This is a genomic window from Alteromonas sp. KUL49 (assembly GCF_006538345.1).
GTDB lineage: Bacteria > Pseudomonadota > Gammaproteobacteria > Enterobacterales > Alteromonadaceae > Alteromonas.
In genome coordinates, this window is record NZ_BJKL01000005.1 from 234,572 (window position 1) to 250,230 (window position 15,659).

The window sequence follows — 15,659 nt, forward strand, 5'->3', positions numbered from 1 at the left end:
AGGCATCATGAGTGTAGAAACCTTTGTTCCAAATACACAGCTCATCTCGCTTACCGACAGCGCCATAGCGCACTTCGAGAGCAAATTGAAAGACAAGCCTGAGCAGCTTATCCGTTTATCAACCAAAGTTAGTGGTTGTACTGGCTATGCTTACGTACTTGATTTCGCTGATAGCGCGCAGGAGGGCGATGAGATCATTGCGGTCTCTGATGCTTTATCCGTGGCTGTAGCGGCAGATGCAGCGGATATTATCCGAAACACTGAAATCGATTATGTCAAAGAAGGCATTAATGGTGTGATTAAGTATCACAACCCAAACGTTGTTGACGAATGTGGTTGTGGCGAAAGCTTCAATGTTGGCTAACTTTTTACGAGATAACGAATAGACACGCATGAAGCAAAAAATGGTCGTAACTGAGCGCGCATGTAACGCGCGTCTCGTTCCCGCAGGCAATCCTGCAACTATCCCTGAAGGCGAATTTGTCACTATCACCCAAGACTTAGGGGGTAATTTTACCATTACGTGGCGAGGTAACATGTACCGTATTGACGGTACTGATGCTGATGCCATTGGTCGTAAGTCATTGGTGTTGGATTTTCCCAGCCCAGAAGACGGACAAATTAGCGAACAGCAAGTTTGGGATGCGTTAGAAACCGTATTTGACCCTGAGATTCCGATCAACTTGGTATCATTGGGGCTTATCTACAAGGTTGATATTAACCAAGAGACTCAAATTGTCACGGTACAGATGACGCTAACAGCACCAGGCTGCGGAATGGGACCTGTCCTCGTGGGGGATGTTGAATACCGATTGGGGATGGTCCCGAATGTTGAAAAGGTAACGGTCGACCTTGTCTTTGATCCGCCTTGGTCTCGCGAAATGATGAGTGAAGAAGCTCAGCTTGAAGCTGGCTTATTTTTCTAGTAGAACTCACTAGCAATTTTTTAGGTGTAAAACACCGCAATACATAGGACAACCCATGGATTTACCAAGCACTGAAGATATTATTGATGATCTAGCTTTCTTTGATGACTGGGAACAGCGCTATCAATATATCATTGACCTCGGTAAATCTATTCCTGGCCTTTCTGAAGCGCAGCGTACCGATGACCGCATCGTCAAAGGTTGCCAGAGCAATGTGTGGCTCATTGAGTCATACGACAACAACATCATTTCTTTTGATGTTGATAGCGACGCAGTTATTGTTCAAGGCCTGTTGGCACTTGTGCTTGCTGCTTTTAATAAGAAAACACCAAAAGCTATTCTAGACTTTGATATCGATGGTTATTTTCAAACGCTCGACTTAGAAAATCACATCACACCCACACGAGGCAACGGCCTTCGCGCCATCGTAGGCAAAATTCAAGAACTTGCGCGCCAGCACGCTTGATGCGGTTGGTGTGTATTGAGGGTGGCTCCTCAAACACGCTGTGAACACTTCCATGTGCGCTCTGCCACCGCATCCATGCGGTGGAAGGTTTGAGGAGCAACCCTCAATACTCAAAGATTCACTCTTGCCGAATCCGTGCTGTGGAAGGTATATGTCCTACATCCACTCCTCGTGTATTTCAGCCTTGAATAGTGATTTTTGCCATTACATCAACACTGTCATTAAACTGTAATATTTATCGCGTGTAGTAGTGCGCTTTGCATGATTGAAATCATCGCTAGCAAACCCGTGAATTATTGCCTATAATTCGCGGCCAAAAATTACTAAGACTTTTTATTGGAGAGAAACTATGGCTCTTGAGCGTACGTTTTCGATTATCAAGCCTGATGCGGTTGCTAAAAACGTAATCGGTGCTGTTTACAACCGTTTTGAAAGTGCAGGTCTTCGCATCGTTGCTTCTAAAATGCTTCACATGAGCAAAGAGCAAGCTGAAGGTTTCTACGCAGAACACAAAGAGCGTCCTTTCTTTGGCGCATTGGTAGACTTCATGACATCTGGCCCAGTAATGGTTCAGGTACTAGAAGGCGAGAACGCTGTAGTTAAAAACCGTGAAATCATGGGTGCGACTAACCCAGCAGAAGCTGCTGCGGGCACACTACGTTCTGACTACGCTGAGTCTATCGACGAAAATGCTGTTCACGGTTCTGACGCTCCTGAGTCAGCGGCTCGTGAAATCGCGTACTTCTTCTCTGACGAAGAGATTTGTCCTCGTACGCGTTAATCGCTAGAGACCGAATCGCTAAAAACGAGGCTTCGGCCTCGTTTTTTGTATGTGTCGTATTAAATCCCATACATTCAGCGCTACAACACGTTTCTTCAACGTAGGGGAATGTGTTAAAATCCGCGCAATTTTTGAACGGTCTGTGTAAATCAGTGTCATAAGATTTATTTGCCGTCGTTTATCCGCTTCTACATCCGAGCATATTAATTGCACTCAGGCAGAGTTGGATGTTGAGCATTGTCCAGAATAGTTTTACCAGTGTGTAATGACACGTTGGATTGGTAATAGGGTCGTTAGCTTTATGGCAAAGACAAACTTGTTAAATTTAAATCGCGAGGGCTTGCGCAATTTCTTTAAGGAAATGGGCGAGAAGCCGTTTCGTGCTGATCAGTTAATGAAATGGATCTATCAGCACGGCGAAAGTGATTTTGAACAGATGAGCAATCTGAACAAGAATCTGCGCGCTAAGCTTATCGAAAACTGTGAAATCAAAGCCCCAGAAATTGCCTATTATCAAGAAGCCAGTGATGGCACCATCAAATTCGCCCTATCATTAGAAGGTGGGCAAGAAGTAGAGTCGGTGTGGATCCCGGAAACCGATCGCGCAACCTTGTGTGTATCTTCGCAAGTAGGCTGTGCCCTTGAATGTACGTTCTGCTCTACAGCGCAACAAGGTTTTAACCGTAACTTGAGCGTAAGTGAAATTATCGGGCAGGTATGGCGCGTGGCTACTTTCCTTGGATTGTCTAAAGACTCATCAAAGCGCCCTATTACTAATGTGGTAATGATGGGAATGGGCGAGCCGCTGTTGAATTTGAAAAACGTCGTTCCTGCAATGGACATCATGCTCGATGATTTTGGCTTTGGGTTGTCTAAACGTCGTGTAACGTTAAGTACGTCGGGTGTTGTCCCTGCATTAGATATGTTGGGAGACCAAATTGATGTTGCCCTTGCAATATCGTTGCATGCTCCTACGGACGAACTGCGCAACGAAATCGTTCCTATCAATAAGAAATACAATATCGAGACTTTCCTCGCAGGAGTGAGACGCTATCTTGAAAAATCTCGCGCTAACCAAGGCAGAGTGACTGTAGAATATGTCATGCTCTCTCACATTAATGACAGTACAGAGCAAGCGCATCAATTAGCCAAAGTACTCAAAGACACACCGAGCAAAATTAACTTAATTCCATTTAATCCTTACCCAGGTTCGCCATACACGTGTTCAAGTAATTCTCGTATCGATCGTTTTTCTAAAGTACTTATGGAGTACGGGTTTACTACGGTTGTGCGTAAAACCCGTGGTGATGATATCGATGCTGCATGTGGTCAATTGGTCGGAGACGTGGTTGACAGAACGAAAAGAATGTTGAAAAAACAGATGAAGGGCGAGGAAATTTCGGTAAAAATGGCTCAATAATCATTTAATTATCAGGTTGCAGATTATGCTAAATGGATTGAGAGTGTGTGTGGCATTCATCGTTATAACGTTAGCGGGTTGTGCTAGCAACACAGATACACAGGGGTACAACGGGAGTTTTGACGAAGCTCAAGCGGCTAAAACTCGAGTGTCTCTCGGTCTTACTTATCTGAAAAATGGTAATTACACACAAGCAAAGAAGAATCTCGACCAAGCCTATGAGTATGCGCCTAACTCTGCAGACGTAAACTATGCGTTAGCCTATTATTATCAGATAGTTGGTGAGCGAGAACGTGCGAATAGCTATTATAGTAAAGCTTTAGAGCTCGCTCCCGATAACGGTGACATCGCTAACAGTTACGGTGCGTTCATGTGCCAAGTAGGAGATTACGAAAAAGCAAAATCGTATTTCTTACGTGCAGTGAACATAAGACAGTATGCGAATTCGGCGCAAACCTATGAAAATCTTGGATTGTGCGCACAGGGCCAAGGCGAAATTGAAGACGCTATTAGTTATTTAAACAATGCGTTGAATCATCAGCCAACACGCGCAAAATCCCTCTTTTTGATTACAGAACTTTATATATTGACGGAACAATGGGCGCTAGCTGAGACCATGCTTGCAAAATACAGACGCGTAGCACCAGTGTCCCCTGATATTTTGTGGATGAGCTTTGATATCGCTAAAGGGCAGGGTGATTGGGAAGCTGCAAAAGAATACGGGGAAGCACTCGTCAGAGACTACCCAAAGAGCCCTTTTGCAGAGCGCTACCAAAGCAACCTTAGCACCTATAACCAGTTAAGTGATACTCAACCTGAAACTCCTACTGTTTCTATGAGTCAAAACAGTGCATTATCCTCATCAAGTGATGAATTTCATATAGTAAAAGCAGGTGAAAACCTTTATCGTATTTCACTTATGCATAATATTAAACTAGCAACGTTACAGTCGTGGAATCAGTTAGATAATGCGAGCGCAATCGTTGCTGGAATGAAGCTTTGGTTAGTCCCGCCTGAGCGCCAGCAGTAATAGGAATTTGACAGTGTCAGAACAACAAGCGACAGAAAAGCAAGAATCGCCAGTTGAGTCTCAGCTACCAAGCCCAGGGAAAATGCTCAAAGACGCCCGCGAAAAGCAGGGGCTAAGTAAGGAGCAAGTTGCATCTAAGTTGTTTCTCAATGTCAGTCAAGTTGATTCTATTGAGTCGGATAAGCTAGAAAACGCCTCCTCTATTACGTTCGTAAAAGGTTATGTTAAAAATTACTCTCGACTGCTCGGCGTTGATACCAGCGTTGTTATTAGTGCATTCGAGCAAATTCACAAGGCTCAAGAGCCGGAGGCAAAGTTACAAAGCTTTTCGCGCAGAGTTGCCAAACAAAATCACGATGACCGGTGGATGATGGTGACCTACGGCATATTGGCCTTGTTGATAGCAGGGGTAGTAGTATGGTGGTACCAGCAACCCAATGACGCCACGCCCGCAGCGTCAGACGTTGAAGCTACTCCTGTGGCCGAGCCAGCAACTGAGCAAGCCAATGATACCGAAGAGTTCACCGCGGAGGCGACCTCAACAGACGCGCCAATATTGATTCAGCCGACACCCGCAGAAGAGTCAGTACCGACAGGGTCTTCGTCACAAGACGCTGACGTGGAGCAAGGTGCAAGCATAGAACAACCTGAGTTAACTACTCAAATTAACAGTGATACGCCCCCTGACATCAACGAGCCAACGTCAGCAGATATTAGCGACGTTGTTGACCCCCTCCTTGAAGGGGCAGAAGAAGCAGTACAACTTACTGATTCACAATCTGATTTACCCGAGCCCATTCTGATGGTGTTCACTTTTGGTGAAGATTGCTGGGTTAACGTTAAGGACGCCACTGGCGAAGATATCGCTTACGGTGTAAAACAATCTGGTCGCGTAATGTCGATAGCAGGAGTCCCACCTGTTGAAGTTACCCTTGGTGCACCGGATAATGTAGCTATTACGGTAAACGGCGACGCTGTTGATATGTCGGGCTATAACAATGGTCGCACAGCGCGCTTTACGCTCCCTAGACAGGTAAATTAATGTTTTCAGAAAGCCCTATTAAGCGTAGAAAGTCTACGCGTATTAATGTAGGAAATGTACCTATTGGCGATGGCGCCCCCATCGCGGTTCAGTCTATGACTAACACCCAAACCACAGATGTTGAAGCCACGGTAGATCAAATCAATCGAATCGTGGGTGTAGGTGGTGAAATTGTTCGTGTTTCTGTTCCAACGATGGAAGCGGCCGAAGCTTTCAAGTTAATTAAACAGCAGGTTTCTGTGCCTCTGGTAGCCGATATTCATTTTGATTATCGCATCGCGTTAAAAGTTGCCGAGTATGGTGTGGATTGTTTGCGCATCAACCCCGGAAACATAGGTAACATGGATCGAGTTAGGTCAGTTGTTGACTGCGCAAAAGCAAAAATATTCCCATTCGTATTGGCGTAAACGGTGGCTCTTTAGAAAAAGACTTACAAGAGAAATACGGTGAACCCACTCCAGAAGCGCTAGTAGAGTCTGCAATGCGACATGTAGACATTCTAGACAAACTAAACTTCGACCAATTCAAAGTAAGTGTGAAAGCCTCTGATGTATTTTTGGCAGTCGGGGCCTATCGATTGTTGGCGGATAAAATTGATCAGCCACTGCATTTAGGGATCACCGAAGCTGGTGGTCAACGAGCTGGAGCTGTGAAAAGTGCAGTTGGTCTGGGCATGTTACTCTCTGAAGGGATAGGCGATACACTTCGTGTGTCTTTGGCCGCTGACCCAGTTGAAGAAATCAAAGTTGGCTTTGATATTCTCAAGTCGCTGCGAATTCGGTCACGAGGGATTAACTTCATCGCATGTCCCAGTTGTTCACGCCAAGAATTCGATGTGATTGGTACGGTGAATGCATTAGAGCAACGAGTAGAAGACATTCTTACGCCCATGGATGTATCAATTATCGGCTGTGTTGTGAACGGGCCGGGAGAAGCAGAAGTCTCTGATTTAGGCCTCACTGGTGCCCGCAATATGAGTGGCTTTTACGAGGATGGTCAAAGGCAAAGAGAGCGCCTGGCGAATGATGACCTTGTTGACCGCTTAGAAGCCAAAATACGTGCAAAGGCTGCACGTATGGATTCAGCGAATAAAATCGACGTAGCGTTGAAAGACGCTTAAGCGAGCATTGTTGTTTATCACTAAAGCCCCTATAATGCGGGGCTTTTCACTATATAGCAGTTTGAGAATTTCACGTGGCTAAAACTATTCAGGCAATTCGCGGCATGAATGATTGCCTGCCGGAGATTTCCGGTACATGGCAACAAGTAGAATCAGTACTTCGTCAAGTTGTGGCGAGTTATGGATATCAAGAGATTCGTACCCCGATTGTTGAAAGTACAGACCTTTTTAAGCGCTCTATTGGTGAAGTTACCGATATCGTCGAAAAAGAGATGTATACCTTCGAAGACCGAAATGGTGACAGCTTAACACTACGTCCAGAAGGCACGGCGAGCTGTGTTCGCGCAGGTAATGAACACGGTCTTTTATACAACCAACAGCAGCGTCTTTGGTACATGGGGCCAATGTTTAGACATGAACGTCCTCAAAAAGGTCGTTATCGTCAGTTTCATCAGTTCGGCGTGGAGACATTCGGTTTGGATGGTCCAGATATTGACTTAGAAGTTATCCTTCTGAGTGCTCGTATTTGGAAGCTATTTGGTATTGAGAAACACGTTAAACTGCAAATTAACTCGTTGGGTTCTAACGAAGCGCGTCAGGCTTACCGTGAAACCTTGGTTAGCTATCTCAAAGCAAGAGCGGATCAACTCGATGAAGATAGCCTTCGTCGATTGGAATCTAACCCTTTGCGCGTATTGGACAGCAAGAACCCACAAGTGCAAGCGGCTATCGTTGATGCGCCAGCGTTAATCGACCATCTTGATGAAGAATCAAAGGCGCACTTTGATGCCCTTTGTAGCCGGTTGTCAGCTGCAGGGATCGAGTTTGAAGTAAACCCTAATCTGGTTCGCGGTTTAGACTATTACAATCGCACCGTATTTGAGTGGGTTACGGACAGCTTAGGTGCACAAGGTACTGTTTGTGCTGGTGGTCGTTATGACGGTCTTGTAGAGCAACTGGGGGGTAAAGCAACTCCCGCAGTGGGCTTTGCTATGGGAATGGAACGCTTAGTACTACTGTTGACCACCTTGCACGAAGATGCAGTGGATAGTAGCTTTGCAGACATTTATGTTACTGCCTTAGGCGACGACACTCAGGCTTATGCGGTCGAAGTAAGCGAATCATTGCGTCAGTTGCTGCCAAACGCTCGCATACTCATGCACTGTGGTGGCGGTAATTTGAAGAAACAATTAAAAAGAGCTGACAAGACGGGTGCTGGTATTGCCTTGCTGTTAGGCTCTCAAGAAATGCAGTCACGAGAAGTGGTCATCAAACCATTACGTGACGGTCAGGAACAGTCTACCGTATCTTTCGATGCGCTTGCAGAGACAGTTGCTGACTTGCTAAACGTATAATATTACGAGGACATCATGGAACAATTCGCAACAGAAGAACAACAAGTAGAAGCGATTAAACGTTTTTGGAAAGAGCATGGTACCGCAATTATTGTCGGTGCTTTATTGGGTTTAGGTGGTTTGTACGGATGGCGCGCCTATTCAGATAGTCAAAATGAAGCTAAGGAAGCGGCATCCGTGGGCTATCAAGAAGTCGTTGAATCGTTTGGTGAAGACGGCACTTTGGCTGCGCTGGACACCTTTGTGGCTGAAAATACTGATTCTGGTTACGCAACTATTGCTGGCTTGTTGGCTGCTAAACAGGCTGTCGATGAAAGCAATTTCGAGGCTGCTGCTGTGCAATTACAAAACGTTATTGCTACCGCTGATAATGCACCGCTTAAAGGTGTGGCGTCGTTGCGTTTAGCCCGTGTGCAAATAGAAATGAACCAGCTTGAAAATGCGTTGTCTACGCTTAGCACCATTGCAGATACTTCATTTGATGCAGAAGTGTCAGAGCTCAAAGGTGACATATACGTGCGTCAAAGTAAGTTTGACGATGCGCGTTTAGCATATGCAAGTGCGCTTGAAAACAATGCCAATAATCGTTTGCTTCAAATGAAACTAGACAACCTTGCGGTAGCCGCAGGTCAGTAAGCAAGCTAATAAAATAGAGGTAGGTAATTTGTTTCACCATACTCAAGGCCAAAAAGGCCGCTTTACTCGCGCCATAGGGATAGCGCTGGCCTTGTCAGTTACCTTATCTGGTTGCTCTACGGTTACTGATTGGTTTTCCGATGATGAAGAAATAGAGATTCGTCGCTTAGATCCAATAAATGCTGAGTTTTCTCCGAACATAAACTGGGACCGAGACCTAGGTAAAGGCGTTGACGGTTATTATTCTCGACTTCGCCCAGTCTACGCATACAACAAATTGTTTGCTGCTGATAGACATGGTGTTGTAGTGGCCCTAGAGCCAGACACTGGTAAGGTCATTTGGGAGAAAAACTTCGCGACTTTCAACGACGATGGCATGTGGAGTGGTATCGCTCGGCTGTGGGAAAGTGGTGTTAGTGCGAGAATCGGTGGTATTTCTGCGTCTGACCGTATGGTTTTCATCGGAACCGAAAATGGTGAAGTCATTGCGCTAGATGAAGCTACAGGCGAACTGGTATGGCAAAAGAATGTACCAGGCGAAGTGTTAGCTGCGCCAGCATCTGATTCAGGTATTCTTGTAGTTAACACTGGTGCTGGTGTGCTTTATGGATTTGATACTAGATCAGGTGAGCAAGTATGGCGCCATGAAAGTGATACACCTCCATTAACACTCCGAGGAATTTCTACACCGATAGCATCAAATGGTGGCGCCTTGCTGGGAACACCTACGGGTAAGCTACAAGTAAACATCATTGATAGTGGGATACTGGCGTGGGAAACCCAAGTGGCTACTCCGTCTGGTGCGACAGAGTTGGAGCGAATTGTTGACATAGACACTACACCTGTTTTGTTTGGTGGCACCATTTACACTGTTGCGTACAATGGCACGTTAGCAGCAATAGAGCTTCGCAGTGGTCGAATAGTTTGGAAACGTGAATACGGTGCCTATAGAAACTTGAGTGTTGAAGGCAATCGAATTTATGTGGTGGACAACAACTCTCACGTCTATGCTTTAGATCGTAGAAACGGCGTCGAGTTATGGTCGCAAAATGGTCTAAAAGGCCGTTCATTAACTGCAGCAGAGCCTGACGGTGACAATATTGTTGTTGGTGATAATTGGGGGTTTTTGCATTGGATTAGCAAAGAAAACGGTGCAATTGTGTCCCGCCTTTCTCTTGGAGGTGACGACGAAGATGAATCCGTCTATGTTGCTCCCCTCAGCGTCAACGGTAACATTATTGCCGTTACCCGCGATGGCGTCATAGCGTCAATTTCTACACCGTAGTTTAGTCGCGCCTTTGAGCTGACTAAATTATATTAAGCAGGTATAATCGCCTGCTACATTCAAACCGCAAGAAAGTTCTGCTTCCTTGCGGTTTGTGTTTATTTGCTTTCGTGACCTTTAGGATCTGAAAATGTTACCCGTAGTTGCTCTTGTCGGACGCCCCAATGTGGGAAAGTCTACTTTGTTCAATCGCTTTACGAATACTCGTGATGCTTTGGTTGCCGATTACCCCGGTTTAACCCGAGACCGCAAGTATGGCCAAGCCAAGTTTGAACAGCGTCAGTTTATCGTTGTAGATACTGGAGGGATTACCGGGGACGAAGAGGGAATCGATGCGGAAATGGCGCAGCAGTCTCTACTTGCTATCGAAGAAGCTGATGTTGTTATGTTTCTAGTCGACGCAAGAGCTGGATTATTACCAGCGGACCAAGCTATTGCTGAACATCTACGCAAAGTAGACAAAGATGTTTACTTAGTTGCCAATAAAGTCGATGGTATAGACGGTGACAGTGAGAGTGCTGAGTTTTACTCGTTGGGTTTAGGTCAAATCCATCAAATTGCTGCAGCCCATGGTCGCGGTGTAAGTCAGCTGCTTCAAGAGTCACTTGCACCTTTAGAGGACGCATTTCCAGAGATGCGAGTAGTGGAGCAGGAGGTACAAGAAGAACTAGATGCTGAAGCACAACTTGAGCGACTTCAAGCCTTGCCAATCAAACTTGCTATCGTTGGTAAACCAAACGTAGGTAAGTCCACACTGACTAATCGTATTTTGGGTGAAGAACGTGTTGTCGTTTATGATTTGCCTGGTACCACACGAGATAGCGTTTATATACCTATGGAACGTGATGAACGTGAGTACATCCTTATTGACACTGCGGGTGTTCGTAAACGCAAAAAAATTAGCGAAGCGGTAGAAAAATTCTCAATTGTTAAGACGCTTCAAGCGATAGAAGAAGCTAACGTCGTTCTACTTGTTATAGATGCTCGCGAGGGAATCACTGATCAGGATTTAAGTCTTCTTGGCTTTATTTTAAATTCTGGTCGGTCACTCGTCATCGCGGTAAATAAGTGGGATGGACTAGATACGGATATTAAAGAAGATATTAAGCGCGAACTCGATCGTCGCTTAGGTTTTATCGACTTTGCTCGTCTTCACTTTATTTCTGCGTTGCACGGTACGGGCGTGGGTAACTTGTTTGAGTCTGTGCAAGAAGCCTATGCAAGTGCAACAAAACGCATCAATACGTCTATTCTTACACAAATTATGGAGATGGCACAGGATGACCATCAGCCACCGTTAGTGCGTGGTCGTAGGGTTAAGATGAAATATGCTCATGCTGGGGGATACAATCCACCAGTTATCGTAATACACGGTAACCAAGTAGATGACTTGCCTCATTCGTATAAGCGATATCTGATGAACTATTTTAGGAAGGCACTTCAAGTTATGGGTACGCCAATCAAAATAGAGTTTAGAGAGGGAAGTAACCCCTTTGAAGGCAAGAAAAACCAGCTAACGCTGGCTCAACAACGCAAGCGTAGACGCATGATGTCTTACCACAAGAAGAAGTAATACTTTTCCTATTGATGCTCACCGGCTTCTAGCAATAGAAGCCTTACTTCCGACATCAACTTCGACTCGTCTGGCACTTCAATGTTTGCAATAAGCACATTGGTAAATTCATCAGACAAACCTTCTGGAAATGTCGTAGACACCTTCACTACTTTGTCTTTCGCAAAAAACGCATAACTTGTTGCGAACACGGGTTCTTCGTCAAGTCCATTTGCTACTAAATGAAGTTTGAATCCATTGTTACCATTATGCGCCGCAAATGGAGATATGGGATTTTGGGCAATAAGTTGCAAATCCCGTTGGTCGGCCACTGATTGAGCGAGTTGGTGATCGTTTTCCAGTTCACCTATTAATAACGTGTTTGATGGGTGTTGAGTTTGCGCCATGAATGGGAATATAGAAACATCAACAATGGCATCTTCGAACTCATTGTGCACATAACGGGTAACAATACCCTGAAACGGGTCGGGATATAGTTGGGTACCAGCGCGTTCAAATTGATGAATAGTTTGAGGGAGTTTGAGAGCGCTAATGTAGTCACTCGCACCAATGGAGCCGTACAAGTGAGGTGCAGAAAAGATTGACGCTGATAATGCATGAGTCAACCACTCCGCTACTGCCGAAACCGCGACCTTTTGGCTAGAGTCAACTGTGCTGACTGCCGTGAAAGAGTCGATCTCTATTCCTCGCCACTGTAGTGTAAATTCACTGTAGTGTTTTGCGTCTTCGTCTTGATAGCTTAAGTTGGCCACCAATAATTCGTAATCATTTCCGCCTGAAAAAGGAGCGATGGTTGTGAATGTGTTCAAGTCTACTAATGCCTGAACATAATGCTCAGGAGAAACTACGTCTTCCACACACTGAGTTGTGAGTTCGGACGTTCTATCAATAGTATTGCATTGTGTAGATAGAGATTCGCTTGGGTAGGTTGAATAAAAAGACAACCCTAGGCCCAGTTGTTGCGCATAGACGCTACTCGCAAGAGCAAGCAACGCACAAGTTAACGTTGAAAAGCGAAGAAAAGAAATAATGGTCAACCTTGCTACTTAGCAGAAGTGCCCATTACTTTACTGGTTATTTCGCCATCCGTCACTCTTGTTCGGATAACATCCCCATTTTTAACGTCAGATAATTGAGTTACCGCTGAATCCTCTTGCAAAGTAATACTGTAGCCACGGGCTAGTGTTGATAGAGGACTCACACTATTCAGCAGTGCGGCGTTAGAGGCAAGGGTACTTTTATGTTGTTCCAACAAAGCAGTCATCAACTGGATTAACTTATCGTTGCTCCGACTTATCTGGCTTTGTGCTTTGTTCAACATGATCTCTGGAGACTGCTTGCGCAAAGCTTCTTCCCTTATCGTTAAGCTACGTTGCTTCTTAGACAGCAGTTGGATAGCTAGATGCCTCAATTGGCTGAAACGATAGTCGAGAGACTGTTGTTGACTTTGGATCTTTGACTGAGGGTGCACGGCGGTAATACGCTGCTTCAATTGCTCGTGTTGGTGTTTGCTTGTTGAGATAATCGATGCGATGGAGCGATTGAGGCGACGTTGATATAAACCCAAACTTTCAAACAACTGTGCAACGTCTTGACTAATGAGTTCTGCTGCGGCTGACGGTGTAGGTGCACGAACGTCCGCGACGAAATCGGCAATGGTAAAGTCCACTTCGTGACCTACTGCACTGACAATTGGTAGTGCACAAGTGGCGATAGCTCGGGCGAGTGTTTCATCATTAAAACACCATAAGTCTTCGAGCGAACCTCCCCCTCTAGTGAGTAAAAGCACGTCTACTTCACTCCGCGTCTGTGCGGTACGCAAAGCATCGAGTAACTGTTGTGACGCTTGCTCACCTTGGACCATCGAAGGGTAGACAATCACCTCTATCTGCGGACTGCGACGCTTTAGCACGCTGAGTATGTCATGCAGTGCTGCACCACTGGATGATGTAATAACGCCAACCTTGTTAATGACTTGAGGAATAGGGCGTTTACGAGAAGTATCAAAAAGACCTTGTGCGTTGAGTTTAGCCTTGAGTGCTTCATACGCTTGCTTTAACGCACCTTCGCCGTCTGATTCCAAGTGCTCAACCACAAGCTGATAGTCACCCCTAGCTTCATACAGTCCTACCGAAGCGCGAACTAAAACTTTGTCTCCTTCTTTTGGTAAGACTCGAATACTGCGGTTAGCATTTTTAAACATGGCTGCGCGCACCTGCGCCTTTTGATCTTTTAGGGTGAAATACCAATGGCCTGATGCCGCCCTTACAAAATTAGAGATTTCGGCAGATAGCCAAATTAAACCAATTTCGCCTTCCAAAACGGTGCGAGCGAGCCGGTTTAGCTTAGTAACGGTTAAAATTTGGCGTGATGTAGATACAGAAGAGGAAAACATATAAAAAAATCGTCAGGTTTAGTACAAATAGAGTTTACCTGAAATCTAAAACACACTACAATCGCACCGCAATTAACCCTCAACTGAATAGGTGTTGTTGCATGCTTAGAATCATCCAAGAAGCCCTGACTTTCGACGATGTTTTGCTCGTTCCTGGCCACTCTACGGTCCTTCCTCATACTGCAAATTTGCAGACTAAGCTGACCCGCGGGGTTACGCTGAATATTCCTATGGTTTCTGCTGCTATGGACACTGTATCAGAAGCCCGTTTAGCAATTGCATTAGCCCAGGAAGGCGGTATTGGTTTTATTCATAAAAATATGAAACCAGAGATGCAAGCTAAGCATGTTCGCGAAGTTAAAAAATATGAGACAGGTGTAGTTTCAGACCCCGTTACTGTAAAGAAAGATGCAACCATTGGTGAAGTGACTGCACTTTCGCAAAAACTCGGTTATTCAGGTTTCCCAGTCACAGACGACGACAACAATCTTATCGGTATCGTTACTGGTCGAGACCTTCGTTTTGAAAAGCGCCTTGAAGCATCTATTACTGATGTCATGACACCGAAAGATAAGCTAGTGACAGTCAAAGAAGGTGCGAGCTCAGACGAAGTACTAGACTTGATGCATGAGCACCGCATTGAAAAAATTCTTGTGGTAGACGATGCATTCAAACTTACTGGCTTGATCACTGTTAAAGACTTCAAAAAAGCGGAAAACAAGCCAAATGCATGTAAAGACTCGTTGGGTCGTTTGCGTGTAGGCGCTGCCGTTGGTGTTGGCCCTGGTACTGATGAGCGTATCGAGCTGCTTGTTGAGGCGGGTGTTGATGTGCTACTTATCGATACCTCTCACGGTCATTCTCAAGGTGTCATCGACCGCGTTAAAACGGTACGTGAAACTTATCCTGAACTTCAAATTATTGCCGGTAACGTTGCCACTGGCGCAGGTGCTAAGGCATTGGCGGAGGCTGGCGTAGATGCGGTTAAAGTAGGTATTGGCCCGGGCTCAATTTGTACGACGCGTATTGTTACTGGCTGTGGTGTACCTCAAATTACAGCGGTAGCCGATGCGGTTGAAGCACTAGAAGGTACTGGCATTCCGGTTATCGCTGATGGCGGTATTCGTTTCTCTGGTGACATTGCTAAAGCACTTGTTGCAGGCGCAAGCTGTGTGATGGTTGGAAGTATGCTTGCAGGTACCGAAGAGGCGCCGGGCGAAGTAGAACTTTATCAAGGTCGTTATTACAAATCGTACCGTGGAATGGGCTCTTTAGGCGCAATGAATCAAAGCCATGGTTCATCTGACCGCTACTTCCAAAAATCTGACAACGCGGAAAAACTAGTACCCGAAGGGATTGAAGGTCGCGTTGCCTATAAAGGTCCAATCGCTAATATCATCCATCAGCAAATGGGTGGGTTGCGTTCTGCGATGGGCTTAACGGGTTGTCCTACCATCGAAGCGCTTCGTACAGACGCTAAATTTGTGCGTGTAACGTCGGCCGGTATGGGCGAATCTCACGTGCACGACGTGAGCATTACTAAGGAAGCACCAAACTACCGTATGGGGTAATTCCTCAACCAGGCTTCAGTGGGGCTGGCTGGCATGAGCCAATCAGCCTTTGTTTTTTT

The 15,659-nt window shown here is 45.5% G+C and carries 14 protein-coding genes and 1 pseudogene; 13 read left to right on the plus strand and 2 right to left on the minus strand.

Annotation, left to right across the window (positions count from 1 at the left end; genetic code table 11):
- Window positions 1-7: 7 nt before the first annotated feature.
- The 12 genes and pseudogenes from EYS00_RS10835 (at window position 8) to der (ending at window position 11,634) form a co-directional block, all read left to right on the plus strand.
- Entirely contained in the window at window positions 8-364 is a 357-nt protein-coding gene (locus tag EYS00_RS10835; protein WP_130636562.1) for an iron-sulfur cluster assembly accessory protein, read from the plus strand.
- A gap of 28 nt (window positions 365-392) precedes the next feature.
- The gene (gene sufT, locus EYS00_RS10840) at window positions 393-926 is read left to right on the plus strand and encodes a putative Fe-S cluster assembly protein SufT (RefSeq protein WP_130636563.1); all 534 of its coding nucleotides are present in this window, start codon (window positions 393-395) and stop codon (window positions 924-926) included.
- A 55-nt stretch (window positions 927-981) separates the two neighbouring features.
- A complete protein-coding gene (locus EYS00_RS10845; protein ID WP_130636564.1) occupies window positions 982-1,392 on the plus strand; it encodes a SufE family protein in 411 nt (136 codons plus the stop codon).
- 349 nt (window positions 1,393-1,741) lie between these two features.
- Window positions 1,742-2,173: a nucleoside-diphosphate kinase gene (gene ndk, locus EYS00_RS10850; protein ID WP_130636565.1), complete on the plus strand. Its 432-nt coding sequence runs from the start codon at window positions 1,742-1,744 to the stop codon at window positions 2,171-2,173.
- A 301-nt stretch (window positions 2,174-2,474) separates the two neighbouring features.
- The gene (locus tag EYS00_RS10855; protein WP_130636566.1) at window positions 2,475-3,593 is read left to right on the plus strand and encodes a bifunctional tRNA (adenosine(37)-C2)-methyltransferase TrmG/ribosomal RNA large subunit methyltransferase RlmN; all 1,119 of its coding nucleotides are present in this window, start codon (window positions 2,475-2,477) and stop codon (window positions 3,591-3,593) included.
- Between the two features lie 25 nt (window positions 3,594-3,618).
- Window positions 3,619-4,623, plus strand: a complete 1,005-nt coding sequence (gene pilW, locus EYS00_RS10860) for a type IV pilus biogenesis/stability protein PilW (protein WP_130636567.1) — start codon at window positions 3,619-3,621, stop codon at window positions 4,621-4,623.
- A 13-nt stretch (window positions 4,624-4,636) separates the two neighbouring features.
- Window positions 4,637-5,665, plus strand: a complete 1,029-nt coding sequence (locus tag EYS00_RS10865; protein WP_242618732.1) for a RodZ domain-containing protein — start codon at window positions 4,637-4,639, stop codon at window positions 5,663-5,665.
- Window positions 5,665-6,785, plus strand: a pseudogene (gene ispG / locus EYS00_RS10870) (flavodoxin-dependent (E)-4-hydroxy-3-methylbut-2-enyl-diphosphate synthase). The gene EYS00_RS10865 and the pseudogene ispG overlap by 1 nt, the downstream one beginning before the upstream one ends.
- Before the next feature lie 74 nt (window positions 6,786-6,859).
- Window positions 6,860-8,140, plus strand: a complete 1,281-nt coding sequence (gene hisS / locus EYS00_RS10875; protein ID WP_130636568.1) for a histidine--tRNA ligase — start codon at window positions 6,860-6,862, stop codon at window positions 8,138-8,140.
- Between the two features lie 15 nt (window positions 8,141-8,155).
- On the plus strand, window positions 8,156-8,776 hold the full coding sequence (locus tag EYS00_RS10880) for a tetratricopeptide repeat protein (RefSeq protein ID WP_130636569.1): 621 nt from the start codon (window positions 8,156-8,158) through the stop codon (window positions 8,774-8,776).
- A 28-nt stretch (window positions 8,777-8,804) separates the two neighbouring features.
- Window positions 8,805-10,061 carry an outer membrane protein assembly factor BamB gene (gene bamB, locus EYS00_RS10885; protein ID WP_130636570.1) on the plus strand — a complete coding sequence of 419 codons (1,257 nt, stop codon included), beginning with the start codon at window positions 8,805-8,807 and terminating at the stop codon, window positions 10,059-10,061.
- Window positions 10,062-10,191: 130 nt separating this feature from the next.
- A complete protein-coding gene (der, locus tag EYS00_RS10890; protein ID WP_130636571.1) occupies window positions 10,192-11,634 on the plus strand; it encodes a ribosome biogenesis GTPase Der in 1,443 nt (480 codons plus the stop codon).
- A gap of 8 nt (window positions 11,635-11,642) precedes the next feature.
- Here der and EYS00_RS10895 read toward each other — a convergent pair whose 3' ends face one another.
- Both EYS00_RS10895 and xseA read right to left on the minus strand, forming a co-directional pair.
- Entirely contained in the window at window positions 11,643-12,671 is a 1,029-nt protein-coding gene (locus tag EYS00_RS10895; RefSeq protein ID WP_130636572.1) for a hypothetical protein, read from the minus strand.
- A gap of 5 nt (window positions 12,672-12,676) precedes the next feature.
- Complete coding sequence (xseA, locus tag EYS00_RS10900; RefSeq protein ID WP_130636573.1) at window positions 12,677-14,029, minus strand: exodeoxyribonuclease VII large subunit; 1,353 nt, start codon at window positions 14,027-14,029, stop codon at window positions 12,677-12,679.
- 101 nt (window positions 14,030-14,130) lie between these two features.
- Between xseA and guaB the strand changes: the two genes are divergently transcribed.
- Window positions 14,131-15,600, plus strand: coding sequence for an IMP dehydrogenase (gene guaB / locus EYS00_RS10905; protein ID WP_130636574.1), 1,470 nt, complete (start codon window positions 14,131-14,133; stop codon window positions 15,598-15,600).
- Window positions 15,601-15,659 lie beyond the last annotated feature (59 nt).